Source organism: Paraburkholderia sp. BR10923 (assembly GCF_040948765.1).
Classification (GTDB): domain Bacteria; phylum Pseudomonadota; class Gammaproteobacteria; order Burkholderiales; family Burkholderiaceae; genus Paraburkholderia; species Paraburkholderia youngii.
In genome coordinates, this window is record NZ_JBFPKO010000002.1 from 299320 (window position 1) to 316983 (window position 17664).

General features: G+C 64.3%; 19 protein-coding genes. 9 read left to right on the forward strand and 10 right to left on the reverse strand.

From position 1 onward, the window contains the following. The 6 genes from shc to AB3X94_RS04850 form a co-directional block, all read right to left on the reverse strand. Positions 1-2085, reverse strand: coding sequence for a squalene--hopene cyclase (gene shc / locus AB3X94_RS04825; RefSeq protein ID WP_368610907.1), 2085 nt, complete (start codon positions 2083-2085; stop codon positions 1-3). After that, entirely contained in the window at positions 2082-3350 is a 1269-nt protein-coding gene (gene hpnE, locus AB3X94_RS04830) for a hydroxysqualene dehydroxylase HpnE (RefSeq protein WP_176107075.1), read from the reverse strand. The genes shc and hpnE overlap by 4 nt, the downstream gene beginning before the upstream one ends. 4 nt (positions 3351-3354) lie before the next feature. Then, positions 3355-4203, reverse strand: a complete 849-nt coding sequence (gene hpnD / locus AB3X94_RS04835; RefSeq protein ID WP_176107076.1) for a presqualene diphosphate synthase HpnD — start codon at positions 4201-4203, stop codon at positions 3355-3357. Between the two features lie 232 nt (positions 4204-4435). Next, positions 4436-5386: a diguanylate cyclase gene (locus AB3X94_RS04840; protein ID WP_176107077.1), complete on the reverse strand. Its 951-nt coding sequence runs from the start codon at positions 5384-5386 to the stop codon at positions 4436-4438. Then, entirely contained in the window at positions 5383-6006 is a 624-nt protein-coding gene (locus tag AB3X94_RS04845; RefSeq protein ID WP_176107078.1) for a chemotaxis protein CheC, read from the reverse strand. Before AB3X94_RS04845 ends, AB3X94_RS04840 begins: the two co-directional genes overlap by 4 nt. Next, positions 5999-6364 (reverse strand): response regulator, encoded by a 366-nt coding sequence (locus tag AB3X94_RS04850; RefSeq protein ID WP_176107079.1) that lies wholly within the window; start codon positions 6362-6364, stop codon positions 5999-6001. The genes AB3X94_RS04845 and AB3X94_RS04850 overlap by 8 nt, the downstream gene beginning before the upstream one ends. 203 nt (positions 6365-6567) lie before the next feature. On the opposite strand from AB3X94_RS04850, the gene AB3X94_RS04855 reads away from it, so the two are divergent. The 3 genes from AB3X94_RS04855 (at position 6568) to AB3X94_RS04865 (ending at position 10646) form a co-directional block, all read left to right on the forward strand. Next, on the forward strand, positions 6568-6714 hold the full coding sequence (locus tag AB3X94_RS04855; protein ID WP_176107080.1) for a hypothetical protein: 147 nt from the start codon (positions 6568-6570) through the stop codon (positions 6712-6714). Positions 6715-6969: 255 nt separating this feature from the next. Beyond that, on the forward strand, positions 6970-9237 hold the full coding sequence (locus AB3X94_RS04860; protein WP_368610908.1) for a response regulator: 2268 nt from the start codon (positions 6970-6972) through the stop codon (positions 9235-9237). Between the two features lie 236 nt (positions 9238-9473). After that, the gene (locus AB3X94_RS04865) at positions 9474-10646 is read left to right on the forward strand and encodes a hypothetical protein (RefSeq protein WP_368610909.1); all 1173 of its coding nucleotides are present in this window, start codon (positions 9474-9476) and stop codon (positions 10644-10646) included. Between the two features lie 104 nt (positions 10647-10750). On the opposite strand, the gene AB3X94_RS04870 is transcribed toward AB3X94_RS04865, so the two are convergent. Beyond that, positions 10751-11308, reverse strand: a complete 558-nt coding sequence (locus AB3X94_RS04870) for an NADPH-dependent FMN reductase (protein ID WP_176107083.1) — start codon at positions 11306-11308, stop codon at positions 10751-10753. A 289-nt stretch (positions 11309-11597) separates the two neighbouring features. On the opposite strand from AB3X94_RS04870, the gene AB3X94_RS04875 reads away from it, so the two are divergent. Further along, entirely contained in the window at positions 11598-11813 is a 216-nt protein-coding gene (locus AB3X94_RS04875; RefSeq protein ID WP_176107084.1) for a hypothetical protein, read from the forward strand. 83 nt (positions 11814-11896) lie between these two features. On the opposite strand, the gene AB3X94_RS04880 is transcribed toward AB3X94_RS04875, so the two are convergent. Further along, the gene (locus tag AB3X94_RS04880) at positions 11897-12031 is read right to left on the reverse strand and encodes a hypothetical protein (protein WP_260331982.1); all 135 of its coding nucleotides are present in this window, start codon (positions 12029-12031) and stop codon (positions 11897-11899) included. 452 nt (positions 12032-12483) lie between these two features. On the opposite strand from AB3X94_RS04880, the gene AB3X94_RS04885 reads away from it, so the two are divergent. Continuing rightward, positions 12484-13092, forward strand: a complete 609-nt coding sequence (locus AB3X94_RS04885) for an RNA polymerase factor sigma-70 (protein WP_368610910.1) — start codon at positions 12484-12486, stop codon at positions 13090-13092. Then, positions 13079-13285, forward strand: coding sequence for a zf-HC2 domain-containing protein (locus tag AB3X94_RS04890; RefSeq protein WP_176107086.1), 207 nt, complete (start codon positions 13079-13081; stop codon positions 13283-13285). Before AB3X94_RS04885 ends, AB3X94_RS04890 begins: the two co-directional genes overlap by 14 nt. A 24-nt stretch (positions 13286-13309) precedes the next feature. Here AB3X94_RS04890 and AB3X94_RS04895 read toward each other — a convergent pair whose 3' ends face one another. Beyond that, positions 13310-13597 (reverse strand): DUF1272 domain-containing protein, encoded by a 288-nt coding sequence (locus AB3X94_RS04895; protein WP_176110511.1) that lies wholly within the window; start codon positions 13595-13597, stop codon positions 13310-13312. 180 nt (positions 13598-13777) lie between these two features. Here AB3X94_RS04895 and AB3X94_RS04900 point away from each other — a divergent pair, with 180 nt between their 5' ends. Next, the gene (locus tag AB3X94_RS04900) at positions 13778-14761 is read left to right on the forward strand and encodes a sulfonate ABC transporter substrate-binding protein (RefSeq protein ID WP_176107087.1); all 984 of its coding nucleotides are present in this window, start codon (positions 13778-13780) and stop codon (positions 14759-14761) included. 54 nt (positions 14762-14815) lie between these two features. Here the strand turns inward: AB3X94_RS04900 and arsC are convergent, their stop codons facing one another. Further along, positions 14816-15175 (reverse strand): arsenate reductase (glutaredoxin), encoded by a 360-nt coding sequence (arsC, locus tag AB3X94_RS04905; RefSeq protein ID WP_368610911.1) that lies wholly within the window; start codon positions 15173-15175, stop codon positions 14816-14818. A gap of 725 nt (positions 15176-15900) precedes the next feature. Between arsC and parA the strand changes: the two genes are divergently transcribed. Together parA and AB3X94_RS04915 are read left to right on the forward strand one after the other, a co-directional pair. Then, positions 15901-16560, forward strand: a complete 660-nt coding sequence (gene parA / locus AB3X94_RS04910; protein ID WP_176107089.1) for a ParA family partition ATPase — start codon at positions 15901-15903, stop codon at positions 16558-16560. Between the two features lie 24 nt (positions 16561-16584). Further along, positions 16585-17640, forward strand: coding sequence for a ParB/RepB/Spo0J family partition protein (locus tag AB3X94_RS04915; protein ID WP_176107090.1), 1056 nt, complete (start codon positions 16585-16587; stop codon positions 17638-17640). Positions 17641-17664: the final 24 nt, after the last annotated feature.

Sequence of the window (17664 nt, forward strand, 5' to 3'; positions counted from 1 at the left end):
TCACATCCCGACCGTGACGCGCGTGAGCCCATTGCGCTTCAGATGACGGAAGCGCGCGAGCGCCCACAACGGGAAGAACTTGCGATAGCCGTGGTAGCGCAGATAAAACACGCGCGGAAAGCCCGTCGCGGTAAAGCGCGTTTCGTCCCACAGCCCATGCTCGCGCTGCTCACGCTGCAGATAGTCGATCCCACGCGCCACCGCGTCGTGATCGACCTCGCCCGCCGCCATCAGTCCGAGCAGCGCCCAGGCGGTCTGCGACGCGGTGCTCGGCGCGCGCTCGTAGCCGCGATAGTCGAGCTTGTAGCTCTCGCCGCCCTCGCCCCAACCGCCGTCCTCGTTCTGGATCGACACGAGCCATTGCACCGCGCGCCGCATGCGCGGGTCGTCGTGCGACATGCCCGCCGCGTTCAGCGAGCACAACGCGGTCCATGTGCCGTAGATGTAGTTCAGGCCCCAGCGGCCGTACCAGCTGCCGTCCGACTCCTGCTCCTGCAGCATGTAGTCGAACGCGCGCTGCGCCGGCTCGCTGTTTTGCGGCAACTCTCCTATCTGCGCGAACATCGACAGACAGCGGCCCGACACGTCCGCGGTCGGCGGATCGAGCAGCGCGGCGTGATCCGAGAACGGAATGTTGTTCAGGTAGTACTGGGTGTTTTCCGGCTCGAATGCACCCCAACCGCCTTCGCTGCTTTGCATGCCGACTACCCATTCGCGCGCGCGGGCAATCGCTTCACGATCGACATCGGACTTCGTGAGCGCAGCCGAACGATGCATCGCCATCACGACCACCGCCGTATCGTCGACGTCCGGGTAATGCGCGTTGTTGTACTGGAACGCCCAGCCGCCCGGCCGCACGTTCGGACGGCGCGAAATCCAGTCGCCGTGCACGTCGAGAATCTGCAGCGGACGCAGCCACGCGAGCCCGCGTTCGGCTGCCTGTTCGGCACGTGCCTCGCCGGTTTCAAGCAAAGCGTGCGCGGCGAGCGACGTATCCCACACCGGCGACAGACACGGCTGGCAATACGCTTCGTCTTCCTTGATGACGAGCAGCTTGTCGAGCGACTTGCGAGCGATCGCGCGGTTCGGATGATCGGCCGGATAGCCGAGCACGTCGTACATCATCACCGAGTTGGCCATCGCCGGGAAGATCGCGCCGAGGCCGTCCTCGCCGTTCAGCCGTTCGTCGACGAACGCGACCGCCGCGCGGATCGCGCGTTCGCGGCTCGCCTTCGGCAACAGGCCGTCGACCGCGCGCAACACCGTATCGACACAGCGGAAAAAGCCGAACCAGCCCGCGTGCTGATGCGGTGCGCGCTCGTTCATGCCGGTGTTCACGGGCGCGCCGCGGAACAGCTCGTCGATGCGCACCTTGCGCGGGTTACGCGCGAGCGGCCGCTTCGCGTTGAGCACGAGCAGCGGCACGATCACCGTGCGCGCCCAGTACGACACCTTCGACAGGTGGAACGGGAACCACATCGGCAGCAGCATGATCTCGACCGGCATCATCGGCACCGCGCGCCACGACACCACGCCGAAGAGGGCGAGCAGAATTCGCGTGAACACGTTCGCGTGTTCCGCGCCGCCGTGCGCAAGGATCGCGTCGCGCGCGCGCACCATGTGCTCGGCGTCGACCGGGTCGCCGATCATCTTCAGCGCGAAGTACGCCTTCACGCTCGCGCTGATGTCGAGCGCGCCATCGGTGAAGAGCGGCCAGCCGCCATTCGGCAACTGGATGCGGCGCAGATAGCGCGCGATCTTCTGTTCGAGTTCGAGGTTCGGCGTCTCGCCGAGGTAGTGCACCAGCAGCACGTATTCGGCCGGAATCGTCGCGTCGGCTTCGAGTTCGTAGATCCAATGGCCGTCCGGCTGCTGCGCGGCCAGGATCGCATCGGTCGCGCGCGTGATCGACGCGTCGAGCGGGCTCGCGCCGGCAGTTTGCATGGCCGACGGCGTTGCGGTTGCCAATGCGTCCGCCACGGCGGGCGCGTTGGCAACCACGGCAGCTTCGGCCAGGTTCGGCGCCGCATCGGCGGCTTCGGGCAGCACCGCGTCGAGCGGCTGGGTTTGAGATAAGTCGTTCATCGGCGTTCCATCTGTTGATTCAGCAGTGTATCCGCGGCCTTCTGGCCGGAGCGGATGGCACCTTCGAGCATCGCGGGCAGGCCGGTGGACGTCCAGTCGCCTGCGAGCAGCAAATTGTTCCAGCGAGTGCGCGTGCCCGGTCGCAGCGTCTCCTGCTCGGGCAGCGCGGCAAACATCGCGCGCGGTTCGATCACGACCTGCCAGCGCGGTAGCGGCGCGAGCGGCAGTTTCACCGCCGCTGCGACCTCGGCCCAGACGGTCGCCGCGAGCGCGTCGTGCGGCATGTCGAAGAGCCGCTCGTCACCGTTGAGCGTCACCGACAGGCGGTCGTCGAACGCAAACAACCATTCGGCCGTTCCGTTCAGCAGCGCGCTGATCTGCGGCAAACCGACCGGCGGCTCGACCGCGAAATGCACGCTCAGCGCGGCCGCGAAACGCGTCGGCGCACGCAGCCCCGGCACCAGCGCCGCTGCGGCTTCGGGCGGCAGCGCCAGAATCACCGCCTCGTTGGCGCCGAGCGTGATGCTCTCATCGGCGAAATGCAGCGCCTGCACACGCGCCGGGTCGGCCGCGAGCGCGATGTCGCGCAGACGCGAACCGAGCCGGATCGTCGCGCCGCCGTGCTGCAGGAGCCGCAGCGCCGGATCGACGAACGCACTGCCAAGACCATTACGCGCAACGAGCGGCCGGCACGCGAGCCCGCCCGCGAACAGCGTTTCGCGCACGAGCGCGCCGGTCAGCTCGGCCGACGCGTCGCGCGGCTCCAGGTTCAGCAGCACATGCAGCAGCGGCCGCAGCAGCCGGTCCCATAGCGGACCGTCACAGCGCATCGTCTGCGCGACGCTGCGGCCGGGCTTCGCGAACAGCAGCGGCACGAGCGACAGGTAATCGGTCGGTACCGTGTTCGGCACGCGCGCATGCGCATCGAAAATCCACCACGGCAAACGCCCCGGCGACAGACGCACGCTCCAGCGCGAACGCGTGGCCAGATCGACGAACGGATACTCGGGCTGCGCGGGGCCGACCAGTTCGTCGGCGGCGCCGATCGCACGCACGTAGTTCAGCGTCGCGGCATTGGCCGACAGCACGATGTGATTGCCGCTGTCGAGCGTCGCACCGAGCCTCGAGTCGTAGTACGAACGGCAGCGGCCGCCCGCGTAATCCTGCGCTTCGTGCAGCACGACCCGCGCGCCGCGCCGCTGCAACTGCACAGCGGCGGCGAGCCCGGCCACGCCCGCGCCGACCACGTGGACGAGCTTCGGCATCAGCTCAGAAAAGCGCGTAACGCGCGACGATCCACAGCAGGCGCAGCTTCGGCTTGCTGACCTTCGTGCGCGGAACGTCGAAGCCGCGCTCCAGCGTACGCTCGAGCAGCACGCGATAGACGCCCGACATGATGCGCGGCGCACGCACTTGAGCGCGCGGCTCGCGATCCATGATCGCATCGGATTCGGCGAAGTGCTGCTTCGCGCGCTCGGCGAGCGTCGCGCAAACGAGCGGCAGCGTCGGGTCGTCGGCGATCTGCCGCGGGTTCGTGGCCGCGATGCCTTCGCGCGCGAGCAGCTCGCGCGGCAGATAGCAGCGGTTGATGTCCGCGTCTTCGTCGATATCGCGCAGGATGTTGGTGAGCTGCAGCGCGCGGCCCAGATGGTGCGCGAGCAGCCGGCCCGGCTCCTCACGCATCCCGAATATCCTCACCGACAGACGGCCGGCCGCGCTCGCGACGCGGTCGCAATACAGGTCGAGCGTGGTGTCGTCGGGCGCGCAGATGTCGGCGGCGGCGTCCATCGCCATGCCGTCGATCATCGCGTGAAAATCCTCGCGTTGCAGATGAAACGTGTGAATGTGCCGCGTCAGCGCGCGCAGCGACGCCCGCGGCTGGCCGGCGTAGCACGCGTCGATGTCCGCGCGCCATTGCTCGAGCCCGGCCGCACGCTCGGCTCGCGGCAGGCTGCTGTCGGCGATGTCGTCGACGGCGCGGCAGAACGCGTAGACCTGGTACATCGCATCGCGCTGGGCCGCCGGCAAGATGCGCATCGCGAGATAAAACGAGCTGCCGGACGTGGCGGCAGCCGCGTCGATTTCAGTATCGTCCACGACGAGATTGGAAACAGCCAAGACGATCTCCGCTGGAGGCGCCCGCTGAAAGGCGTTCAAAGAGGTTTTTATGCCGACCCGCAAGGCAGTGTGCCCGCGCGCGCGGACACGCGCGAAACATCCGGCTGGGCGGCCGGAAACGGCGAAAAGTATAGCAATCTTTGCCGGTGACCGCAGATTGGGCGGCCAATGAGGACGCAAAGAAAGGCCGCCGGGCGCGGCGAGCTGGAACCGCACCGCCCTCGCTAGCGAATCAGGCCCCCGCGAGCCGGAACGCGACCGCGCAGTTGCGGCCCTGGCGCTTTGCTCTGTAGAGCGCCGCGTCGGCCTCGTTGATCAGCACGTCGTACGCGGGTACGCCCTCGCGCGCCGACGCGCCGCCGAGGCTCGCGGTGACCGGCACGCTGGTGCCGATCAGCTCGACCGGCGTTTCCTCGATCACGCGACGGATCTTCTCCGCCACCAGCATCGCGTCGTCGAGCGGTGTGCACGGCAGCAGCAGCGCGAACTCCTCGCCGCCGAAGCGCCCGAACGTATCCTGCGCGCGCACCACACCGGCCACACGCTGCGCCATCACGCGCAGCACCGTATCGCCGACGCCGTGACCGAACTGGTCGTTGATCCGCTTGAAGTGATCGAGATCGAACAGCAGCATCGACATGTCGCCACCGTAGCGCTGCCAGCGCGTGAACTCGTCGCGCAGCCGCGCTTCGAAAAAGCGCCGGTTCGCGATGCCGGTCAGCCCGTCGCGATTCGCATACTCCTGCAGCTTCGCAACCGCCTCCTCGCGCTCGCGCTGCACGATGCTCACATGCGTCACGTCGGAGATCGTCACGCACACGGCCACCACTTCGCGGCCGCGCATCAGCGGCATGAACGTGCAGTCCTGCTGCATGAAGTCGACCCCGCCGGTGATCGGCCGGTCGTGATCGAACTTGAACAGATAGGGGCGCTGCTCCCACGAGCTGAACGCGAAGCTGCCGAGCTGGAATACGCTTTCGATCTTGCGCGACAGCCACACGCGCGGCAGCTCCGGAAAGTTCTGGTAGATCGAGCGGCCGACCACCTGCTCCGCCGACAGGCCGCTATGGTCCTGCATGAAGCGATTCCACATCAGCACGTTCAGTTCGCGATCGAGCACGAAGATACCAAAACCGACCCGCTCGACCACGAGGTCGCTCAACGATTCCACTGGGACATTCATAGACTGGACAGCAGCGCATCGAGCGCTTCGTTCATGTGACGGATTGAGTCTTCGGCCATCAGCATCACGAGATGCGCGCGAAAACTCTGATGTTCGAGCGCGAAGTTCACTTCGACGAGCAGCGCCACCTGCCATTGCAGCACGCCGGGCTGGAACACTTCGTCGAGCGTCAGCGTGTCGCCGAGCACGCCCGGCGCGGAAAACACCGGCGTGCGGCCGAGCTGGTCGAGTATCGACGACACGCACGCGCCCGACAGCAGGTTCGCGACGTCGAGCATCAGTTCGCGCTCGCCGATCGCCTCGTAGCTCGAACGCGCGTACGGGTCGCTGACCAGCGAACACAGCTGCGCGATGCTGTCGCTGCGACAGATCACCAGCACCTCGCCCTTGATATCCGAGCGAAAGCCCTGACGCACCGCGCTGACCGTGTCGTCGATGTGGGTCATCTCGCGCAGCGTGCGCGCCGCATCGCTCACCGCGACCATCTTCACGCGCGGCACCGACAGCTCGATAAACGAATCGAGCAGTCCCGCGAGCCGCGTCGCGGCCCGGCCCATCGCAAGGTTGGCGATTTCCTGTAGCGCGTCGCGCTGGTCTTCGGTGAAGGCGGGCTCAGACATACAAGCCGTACTCCTTGAGGATGGGCAGGACCGCCTCCGGCGTCACCGGCTTGGCGATGAACGCGATCGCGCCGAGCTCGCGCACGCGCTCCTGGGCGAGCGGCTGCACGTCGGCGGAAACGACGATCACGAAGGTATTGAGGTCCTCGTGCTGCAACGCCTCGAGGACCTGGTAGCCGGTCATGTCCGGCATCGTCAGATCGAGGAACATCACCGAGGCCTTGCCGTCGCGATAGAGCGCGAGCGCCTCGCGCCCGTTCGTCGCGTAGGACACGTCGACAGTCCAGTCGGGCGGCAGTGCCTTCGTGAGCAACTTGCGGGCGAGCAGCGAATCGTCGGCGATCACAATGGGCAGCATGGCAACGGCGGGTCGGGCGGTTTTTTAGGCGGGCGGATAAAGGAATCGGCTCGTTCGTTTGCGCGCTTTCCGCGCCTGGTCGTTTGCGTTTTGTTCGTCCCGACAGCGGAGGACAGCACGCCTTCACGTGATGCCGACCGATGCGCGACCAGGTACAGTGGCGCCTGTCGAATTGCAATTGCCTATGGCGAGAGGGGTGCTAAATGCAGCAGGACGCGTTTTGGCGGACCTCGACGATCCGGCGCACAGAGGCGGCAACGGCCTTTTATCGTGGCGAGGATTGTCGAAGCAAAGCCGCGCAAAAGCAACTCGCCGAAATCGCCGACGGTAACGATCTGTTTCCAGACTAGGTTAATTTGAGAAATAGTTTTATCGTCAGGACCGGCAATCTTTTAAGTTTATCCTTTTGTGTACGTTTGCGCTTCCCGATTCGTCGCTGTTTTAAAACCGCTCTTAAAGAACGGCCGGTACGGTGGACGCGCGTCCCCGACGCTTTGCGGCAAGTTTTTCCGCGCTCCGTCTATGCTTGTTCTGAAGGCGGCATGGTGCCGGCAATGGCCCGATACGGGGCTGCCAGATTCGAACGACTTTTCGCGTCAACGACAATGACATCAGACCAGGTCGACTCCGTGCGAGCGGGCCGCCTTTCGGGTCGTCCTTCCCGCGAGCAGGACGACGCGTCGTTTCCCGCCGTACCGGAACAGAACTTCCAGGTACGTCGCATCACACTGATCGCGCTGCTGGTCGCGGCGATCGTGCTGCCGTTCGTCTACGTCGCGGCGATGGCATTCAGCGATCTGCGCTCGCGCGAGGCCGATGCGACCGAGCTGGCGCTGCGTACGGTGCGGATCGCCGAAGAACACGCATTGAAGGTGTTCGACATGAACGAGACGCTGAACTCGCGCATCGTCGATCTGACCGAGGGCCTCGACGACGACGGCATCCGCGCGCGCGAACACACGATTCACGACAAGTTGCGCACGATGGGCGGCGGCTATCCGCAGGTGGCTTCGGTGTCGATGAGCAGCCGCCTGTATCCGGCGCCGGAAATTTCGGTCGGCCAGCGCGACGATTTCGTCGGCATCCGCGACGGCAGCGTGATCGAACGCGTGTCGAAAGTGATGACGGGGCACGTCAGCGGCGAGCAGGTGTTCAACATGGGCGTCGCGCGCCAGCAATTCAACGGTTCGTTCGCGGGAACGGTGTCGATCGCGCTGCGGCCCAGCTATTTCGATGCGTTCTATCGCGAGTTGCTCGGCAACAGCGACGACACGCCGATCATCATGAGTCTCGTGCGCACCGACGGCGCGGTCCTCGCGCATTACCCGCGCGGCCCCCGCGAGCCGACCGCGCTCGCACCGGATTCGCCGTTCGCCGAAGCGGTTTCGCACGGGCAGCGCTCCGGCGTCGTGCGGATGCACTCGAGCTTCGCCGACGGCAACCTGATCGTCGCATTCCGGCACGTCGGCTCGTATCCGGTCTACGTGCTGTGCGGCTATCGCGCGTCGGCGATCTGGGCCGCCTGGTACAGACACCTGAGCGTGCTGATCCTGTCGATGTTCACGCCGTCGATCGCGCTGTGGTCCGTGATCTGGCTGTCGCTGCGCCGCCTCGGCGCCGAAGAGGAAGCGTGGCAGCGCTGGCAGGCCGAGGCATCGATGCGCCGCTCGATCGAATCCGCGTACCGCCAGTCGCGCAAGATGGAAGCGCTCGGCACGTTGGTCGGCAGCGTCGCGCACGACTTCAACAACCTGCTGATGATCCTGTCGGCCAACGTGCAGATCGTGCGACGGCGCGGCGTCGGCGGACTGGAGCGCGAACTGTCGGCGATGGAGCGCGCGTTGAAGAGCGGCCAGTCGCTGACGCGGCAGCTACTCGGCGTCGCGCGCAAGCAGCCGCTGCGCACCGAGACGCTGTCGCTCCAACGCTGGCTGCCGTCGTGCCGCGAGCTGCTGCGGGCGTCGCTCGGCGCGAAGGTGTCGCTCGTGATCGATAGCGGCGTCGACACCTGGCCGGTGCGTGTGGATGTTGCCGAGCTCGAGCTCGCGCTGATCAACGTCGCCGTCAATGCGCGCGACGCGATGGCCAACGGCGGGCGCTTCACCGCGCGCGCGAGCAACGTCGTGTTCCGCCACGAGGACGGCTTTCCGCTGACCGGCGAGTTCGTGCAGCTGTCGCTCGAGGACACCGGCGCCGGCATGGCGCCCGACGTGCTCGCGCACGCGTTCGAGCCGCTTTACACGACCAAGTCCAAAGGCATGGGCACGGGGCTCGGGTTGCCGCAGGTCTTTGCATTCTGCGAGGGCTCGGGCGGGCTCGCGGCAATCGACAGTGCGATCGGCGCGGGGACCGCGGTGCGGCTCTATCTGCCGCGCGCGTCGACCGAGCCGCAGACGGCTGGACCCGCCGAAGCGCTCGCGCCCGCAAGCGACGCGCCGCACGGTCTGCGCGTGCTGCTCGTCGAGGACAACGAAGAAGTCGCCGCCGGCACCGAGGCGCTGTTGCAGATGATGGGCCACCAGGTGAGCTGCGTGTTCAACGCCGACACGGCGCTGCGCGTGCTCGACGACGCCCGCGCGAAGCGCGCGGACACCGGCGAGCCGCTGCCGTTCGATCTGGTGCTGTCGGACATTCACATGCCGGGGAAGATGAACGGCATCGATCTGGCCGAAGCGGTGCTCGGATTCGACCCGCCGCTGCCGGTCATTCTCGTCACCGGCTATGCGGAAGAGCTCGACCGCGCGCGGCACGTGAACGTGCGCGTGCTGTCCAAACCATTCGATATCGGACTGCTCGAACAGCTGCTCGAAACGATCCAGCACAACACCGTGCAGACGAGCGCCGATACCGCCACGGATCCGGCCGATACCTGACGTCCGCGTCGTCCCGGCGTCATTTACCAGGCCTTGTAAAAAGCGCGGCGCTCGCACGCCGCGCCTTCTTGGTCGCGAGCCCGCGTGATGCGTAGCGCGGGGGGCATCGCGGGCGCGCACGGGACGCAGCGCCGCCGCGCGTCGGTGCGGGGGCATGATCGTTGCGTGCCCAAAGACGGCAAGGGGACGGCGCCTCGGGCGCCGCCCGTTCCAGCAGAACATGTCGGGAGACAACCATGCAACATCTCGTGATTGGTTTATTCGACACTTACGTGCAGGCCGAAACCGCCCGCGACACGCTCGTGCAGACCGGTTTTGCGCGCGAGAAGATCGAGTTGCAGGCGAACGCCGAACCATCGGTTGGCTCGGCCACCAGCGAAGTCGCCAACGCGGGCGTGCTCGCGAATATCGAGCGCTTTCTCGCCAGCCTGTTCTCGACCGGGCCGCGTCCGTCGGACACCGCCCGTTATGCCGAGGCGATGCGGCGTGGGGCGGTGCTCGTGTGCGTTCATGCCGCGAGCCAGTCGCATGCGGAACTGGCGCGCAACACGCTCGTGCGGCTCGGCGCGACCGATATCGGCGACCGCCTGCCCGAAGCGGACGCCCCGGTCGCCTCCAACCGCGACCACTCGGTGCTCGATGAGCTGGGCATCGGCGCGGTGATGCCGGGCACGCCGCGTACCTCGAGCGTAACGACCGAGGCGGGCGCGACGCCGGGCATGCGGGACACCACGGCAACACCGGGGGCGGGTGCGAGTTCGAGCAGCGGCGCAACGGGTGCGGCGGGCGTCGGCGAATCGACTGGAATCGCCGGCGCGACGGGCGCCACTTCGGCAACAGGGACGACCGCGCCCGACACCATGCCTCCTCCTGCGACTCCGCGCCCCGATCCACTGACCGCCATGCCGCCGCCGGACATCGGCGCGGCCGCCGAGCCGTTCACGCCGCCGCCGGTCAGCGAACGGCCGATGAGCGATCCGGTCAACGAACCCATCGCCGATCCTCTCACCGGCGATGTGGGACGCAGCGCCATCGCCGCCGGCTCCGTGCCGGGTTCGGGCGCGGTGATGCAGCCCCAGCCGTCCGACGTCGTCCCGGAAGGCGGACAGCCGGGCACCGGACCCGGCGCGCAGATGCCGAACGAATATCTGGAGTACGAAGAAGACTTCCGCACGCACTATGACGAGCAGTACGCAGCCGCGAACGCGCGCTACGAAGACTACGTGCCGGCCTATCGCTACGGCGCGGAGATCGGTCGCGACGCGCGCTTTCGCGATCGTCCGTGGGAAGAGATCGAGCCCGAAGCTCGCCGCCATTGGGAAACCACGTCGCCGGAGAGCACGTGGGAGCGCTTCAAGCTCGCGGTGCGTCATGGGTGGGAGCGGGTGACCGGGCATCACCACGTGTAGGTGATGCGGCGGGCGAAACGGGCGCGGCCGCCTCGCGCGGCGCGCGCCGTGTCCTCGTTGCTTCAGTGGACGGTCAGGGCGCGGTCGGCGCCGCTAAGTCTCGATTACGCCACCGCCCCATGCCGCTTGATCCACGTGACGTAGCGGTCCATGAACGATTGAAGGAACTTGCGCGTGCCGTCGTTGACGATCTCGCCTTTTTCGTTGATCACCGACGGATCGTGCTTGATGAATACTTCGGGCTGCCCCATCGTCGCGACGTCGAGATAGGCGAGCACGTTGCGCAGATGCTGTTGCGCGAGCGCCGTACCGGTGGCGCCGACCGAGGTGCCGATCACCGCGCCGGGCTTGTTGCCCCACGAATTCGTGCCCCACGGCCGCGAGCCCCAGTCGAGCGCGTTTTTCAGCACGCCCGGCATCGAGCGGTTGTATTCGGGCGTCACGAACAGCAGACCGTCCGCGGCTTGCACGCGCTCCTTGAGCTTCTTGCCGGCTTCCGGATAGTCGGCGTCGTAGTCCTGCGAGTACAGCGGCAGGGAGCCGATATCGATGTATTCGAAGGTGAAATCGGCTGGAGCGAGAGAAATCACCGCCTGAGCCAGTTGGCGATTGAACGAATCCCGCCGCAGGCTGCCGACGACCACTGCAATGTGATAGGCCATGTTCGCTTCCTCAGTTAGTGCGCTCGACGCGCAGGGAGTAGGACTGTTCATGATAGGCAAAAGCCGCGTGAAACGCCTGGACACTGGCGGATTTGGCGAGGCGATAGCGGATCGGGAAGGGTTCTTGCGGCATCTTTCGGTGGATAACCTCGCCGCTCGAAAAGTTATCCACAGAATCGCTGAATAACCTTGTGGATAAGTAGAAGTTTTGCCTTGTCAATCAAGCATGCCTTCGGGCCAGGGCGATCTGAGGCAAATGGACACCATCGACCTTCTGGAGGACCGGATAATGAGTCTCGACTACGCAGGAAAATCCCACGACGAAGCGGTTGCCGCACGCAAGAAAGCGCGGCAGCGCGCGCAGGAGCCGGCGGGCGGCAAGATGGCCGTCGACGGCGTCGAAGCCGACGCCACGCATAGCTGCGGTGAGCTGTCGGAGCAAGGCAAACAGGTGTGGCGTACGGGCGCCGGACTCGATGGGGGAGGGAAGGCACCGAGCCGCTAGGGCTGAGCGCTGAATGCAAAAAAAGGGCGCCGTTGCCGGCGCCCTTTTCTTTTGCTTGCTTGCTGCGTATGTCGACGTGCCGATCAGTTGCCGAAAAATACATTGCAGTACGACTTCGGGCCGTTGCAGGCCGAAGCCGGAGCGTCGGCGTGAGCGATGCCCGAAGCAGCTGCGAACAGTGCGGCCGAAGCGATCAGGGCGGAGAAAATGCGTTTCATGGTCCGGTCCTCGTTTTGCGTATGGTTGCGCGATCTCATGCGATCGATGGCGTGAAGAATAGCGAGCGGGTCCGCGTCCACAAACAGCGAAGATGAAAAGACATTTTTTTATAAATTGAAATAATCGTTATTGCCTGAGCGCATGGAACCGGTGATTGACCGCGACGCGTTGAGTGACCGATGCGGCGATTCAAAAACCTTCTCGCGCGCAGGCCGAAATATCATTTCTTGCAACAATTAATTTCCGGTGTCATAAGCCGCCGCGCCGCGCGACCAAGCTCCTCGGGCCATCGATTGCCAAGGGATATATGTTCAATACCGATTCGTTAGGGCAGGAACGTGGGGGAGAATGGCGCACACATCCGCAAATCGCGCGAGGACGACCATCCGCTCATGAATCACGACGTTTCAGCGCAACACGCGCAGCCGACAGTACAGCGACGGAGCACGCCGTGACGCAGCCAGGCGGCCCGTCGCTCGACGATCCCATCTATCTCGCGCAATTGCGGCGCGACCTCGTCCGCTTCGCCCGTCTGCAATTGCGCGATGCCGCGGCCGCCGAGGACGCCGTGCAGGAAGCGCTGACCGCCGCGTGGACTCAGGCAGCGCGTTTTTCCGCGCAGTCGGAGCACAAGACCTGGGTATTCGGCATCTTGCGCCACAAGCTCGTCGACACGCTGCGTGCGCGCCAGCGCACGGTCAATCTGTCGTCGCTCGAAGCCGAACTCGACGGCGAGGCGTTACTCGATCGCGAGCTTTTCAAGGACAACGGCCACTGGTCGCGCGAGACGAAACCGCGTCCATGGCCGACACCCGAAACCGCACTGCGCCAGCAGCAGTTCTGGACGCTGTTCGAAATGTGCCTCGAGCATTTGCCCGAGCACATCGGACGCGTGTTCATGATGCGGGAGTTTCTCGACCTCGACATCGCGGCGATCTGTGCCGAACTGCAGATCAACGCGAATCATTGCAGCGTGCTGATCTATCGCGCGCGGCTGCGGCTGCGCGCGTGCCTGAGCGAAAAGGGCCTATCCAGCGAGGACGCGAATGGGGAAGTGTAAGGACATCACGCGGCTGCTATCCGACGCGCTCGACCGCTCGCTGTCGACTGGCGAATGGCTCGCGATCCGCCTGCATCTGCCGACCTGCAGCGGGTGCCGGAACTATCGCAAACAGATCCGCCTGCTGCGGGTCGCCGCGCATGTGGCGAGCGGAGTCGCGAGCGCCGATGGAGCGGTGAGCGGCGAGGAGTGATTTGCCGCTTTGCCACCTCGCGGTTCAGCGCTCACCGGGCGGCGCGTCGCAATAGCGTTCGAAAAAGCGGGCATGCGACGCTTCATCGATTCCGACGGTATGCGCATCGGCACGCGCGGGATGTTTCGCGAGTTGCGCGCGAGTGCGAATCGGGCGATGCGCGAAATTGCCGCCGCAATTCGGACACACGTTGCGCAGCCTCGTCAGCGGGCAGACCTCACAGAACCTGCATTCGTAGGTGCAAATCGTCGCGTCGGGCGCGTTCGGCGGGAGTGACTTGCCGCGCGAGTCGCTGGCCGACGCCGCTGTAATGCCGGTCGATTGTAGCGGGAGGGGGTGGGTCGGACCTTCGGCGTTACGCAATGCTTCGCTAGTGCCGAATGATTTGCTTATGCGAATTTATCGGTTCGTCCAGGCGGACGGACGAATTATCGTCGGAGCCAATCGGACCAGCCTTGGTGTCCGTTAAATTCTCTTTCGACGAGTATTCTCATGCACCGTGATCCGCTGCTGACGCGCCGTACGTTTCTCGCCGGCGTAGGCGCAACGCTGGCCGCCGCCGCGTTGCCGGTCTTCTCCACTACCGCATTTGCCGCCGATGAACATGCAAAAGAACTTCGCATCGGATATCAGAAAGCCGCGAGCACCCTGGTATTGCTGAAGGCGCACGGCACGCTCGAAAAGCGCCTTGCGCCACTCGGCATCACGGTCAAATGGACCGAGTTTCCGGCTGGGCCGCAACTGCTGGAAGGGCTGAACGTCGGCGCGATCGACTTCGGCTATGTGGGCGAAGCGCCGCCCGTGTTCGCGCAAGCCGCGGGCGCCAATTTCGTTTATACCGCGTATGAAATTCCGACCCCGCACGCCGAAGGCATCCTCGTGCATCCGGACGCGCCGATCAGAAGCTTGGCCGATCTGAAGGGAAAGAAGATTGCGCTGAACAAGGGCTCGGATGTGCACTGGTTTCTCGTCGCCGCGTTGCAAAAAAACGGCGTGAAGTTCAGCGAGATCCAACCCGTGTATTTGCCGCCTGCCGATGCACGCGCGGCCTTCGAGCGCGGTGCGGTCGATGCGTGGGCTATCTGGGATCCGTTTCTCGAAGCCGCCAAAAGGCAGACGAACGCGCGGCTGCTTGCCGATGCGGAAGGTATCGTCAGTCACCACCAGTTCTTTCTGAGCGCGCGACCCTTCGCGCAACATAACGGCGACGTTCTTGCGATCGTGATCGATGAAGTCGGCAAGGAAGGGGAGTGGGTGCGCGGCCATTACAGCGAGGCCGCCGCACAACTCGCGCCGATTCAAGGGCTCGACGCTAGCGTGATCGAATCAGGCTTGCGGCATTACGCGCATATCTATAAGCCCGTCGACGCGAACGTGCTTGCGGAACAACAACGCATTGCGGACACGTTCACCGAACTGCGCCTGATCCCGACGAAGATCGTGACCAAGGATGCCGCGCTGTCGGGCAAAGCCTAGCGCAGCGGTTCGAGGTCGCATCGCGCAGATCGGTTGACTTCGACGGTCGCGCGATCAGTCGAAAAGCGCGGCGACATTTTCGGGTGGGCGGCCGATGACGCCACGCCCGTTTCTCACGACGATAGGTCGTTGCAAAAGAATCGGATGCTTCGCCAATGCTTCATAGAGCTGGGCGTCCGTCAGCGACGGGTCGGCGAGATTGAATTCTTTATATTCGGCCTCAGTGTCGCGGATCATTTCGCGGACCGCACAGCCGAGTTGAGCATTGAGATTCTTGAGCTCCGCGACGGTCAGCGGCTTCTTCAGATATTCGACGATTTCCGTCGGTTCGTTTGCGGAGTTGTAGGTGTTCGCGACGAGTTCGCAGGCAGCGCGCGATTTGGAGCAGCGCGGGTTGTGGTAGATGGTGATCATGGCTGGGTTGAGGGCTTGCGCCGTTGAAGGTTGCTGTGACGGTTAGAAGGGTTCGGGAATTTTAGCGGGTGACTTGATGGCGTGGCGCGGGATGATTGCCCGGCATGCGCGTTGTTTGAACGATCGGTAGGGTGGGTCGGTTTATGCGCATAAACCGATGCTGCCTTCCGAGGTGAGCCGGTATCGTTTAATGCTCGCAGCGTCAGTTCTCATCGAGCCTGCGATTTGCTTGCGCGGGCGCAATACCCTCTACAACCTATATTCACTTGCTGATGAAGCGCCGCCCCCACGTTTGCCGCTTGCTGCCGCGACGGCGAAGGAGCCGCCTCGGACGACTCGATGGCGAATGCTCCACCGGGTCAATTGCCGCGCGAACTTTATGCGCATAAAGTCTGGCCTGCCTTGGGTCGCCAGGATGTGGGCACTCCTTTTCTCCGCGAGATCAGCTCGCGAATCGCGACTAGTTGCCGACGACTGGGTACGCAGCACGCGAGCACTCATTCCTCTCGTCCCGTCCCCTCCGAGAGATAGCGATCAGCAACGCTTAAGCCTCAGTCCATTCCTGCCCTGACACCCCACAAGATCCCGGGGCAACTGCTGATGCCTCTTTATGCGCATAAACCCTTTGCCGAATGGCCTATTTCCGAATTTCCCTTACTCAAATGATTTGAAATAGCAATTCAACCAGGTAAAATCCATTTGCGTCTAAAAAGAGGAGGTGAAATTTGGCGGCAGAAATCATCGCGGTAACACAGCAGAAGGGCGGGGTCGGGAAGAGCACCATCGCGATGCATCTCGGCGCTGCATTTCACGAGAAAGGCAAACGCGTTCTCGTCGTCGACGCGGATGGCCAAAACACTCTGATCCACTGGGCCAGCGCCTCCGACGGCGACGTTGGTATTCCATTCGCCGTCGTCAACCTGTCCGAAGCAGGCAGCCAGATCCATCGCGAGATCAAGAAGTTCGTGGCGGACTACGACATCATCGTCGTCGACTGCCCGCCCTCCATCACCGAAAAAGTCTCCGGCGTCGTCCTGCTTGCAGCGAGCGTCGCGGTGATCCCAACTTCGTCGTCCCCCGCCGATTACTGGTCGAGTATCGGCCTCGTCAAGCTCGTTCAGCAGGCGCAGGTCATGAACGAAGACCTGCGTGCCGTGTTCCTGCTCAATAAGACAGAAGAGAAACGGATGCTGACGCGCGAGCTGAAGCGCGCGCTCGAAGAACTCGGCTTCCCTCTCCTCAAGACCCAGATTCCCACGCGCGAAGCCTACAAGCAGGCAATGGCGTTGGGGCAAACGGTGCTTCAGATGAACGACCGCGGCGCGAAGCTCGCCGCGCTCGAAGTACGGGCGTGCGCCAACGAGATCGCCGCCTTGCTCCCGTGAATTTATGCGCATAAAGGACCCTGAATGAAACCGTCCCAATTCGCCAAAGGCTTTCAAGCACGTCCTGACACGACTAGCAGTGAAAAGCGCACCGCACTCGACCGTCTGAATGCGATCGACGGCCTGGTTAAAAATGACGCGAAAAACTCCGCGATCGCCGGGCGTCCGATTCCGGCCGTCGTGCCGTCGCGTCTGCAGGACGCCGAGATCCCTGATCCGGACAACGAATCGGCGGCCTACCGCGCATGGCGGCTCGAGCACGGCTATCGTCCCGGCCAGATCATCGAACTGGCGCTCAAGACCATCAAGCCAAGCCCGTTCAATCCACGGTACTTCTATGTGAAGTCGTCGATTGCCGAGCTTGCCGTCAATCTGGCGAAGCAGGGGCAGCAACAGGCGATTCACGTCATTCCCGACTACGACAACCCTGGCACCTACTTCGTCAGTGACGGCGGCCGACGCGTGCGCGCGCTGAAAGAAGCGAACAAGGAGTCGGTGAAAGCGATCGTCATCGATCTGCCAATCGGCATCCAAAGCTACAAGCTCGGCTACGACCTCAACGTGCAGCGCGACTCGCAGACCGTGTTCGACAACGCAATCGTGTGGCGACGCTTTCTCGACGAGCGGCATTTCCAGAGCCAGAAGGAACTGGCCGAACATCTCGGGCTCGACGAATCGACGGTCGCAGTCGCGCTGTCCATCGCCAAGCTGCCGGAAACCGTGATGCAGGAGATGGTCGCGCGCCCTGACCGCTTCGGCTCGAACATGGCATACCAGGTCGGCCGCTATCACACGGCTCGCGGCGCGGACGCGACGCTGCGACTGATCAACCGGATCCTTTCCGACGATCTGAGCACACGCCAGGTCGCCGACATCGTCAAGGGGCGCGCGACCGCGCAGGAAAGCACCAAACCGGCGGGCCGGCAGCGCTATGCGCAACGTCTGGAAATCAAGCTTGGTGGTGTGTCGGTCGGCGATCTGAAATCATATGGGGACGACCGACTCGAGTTGCGCCTGAAAGGCCTCACGCGTGAAAAGCGTGACGACATCCTGCGGCAGATTGAGAAGATGCTGAAGTAAAACATGAGGGGCGGTGCGCTTGCA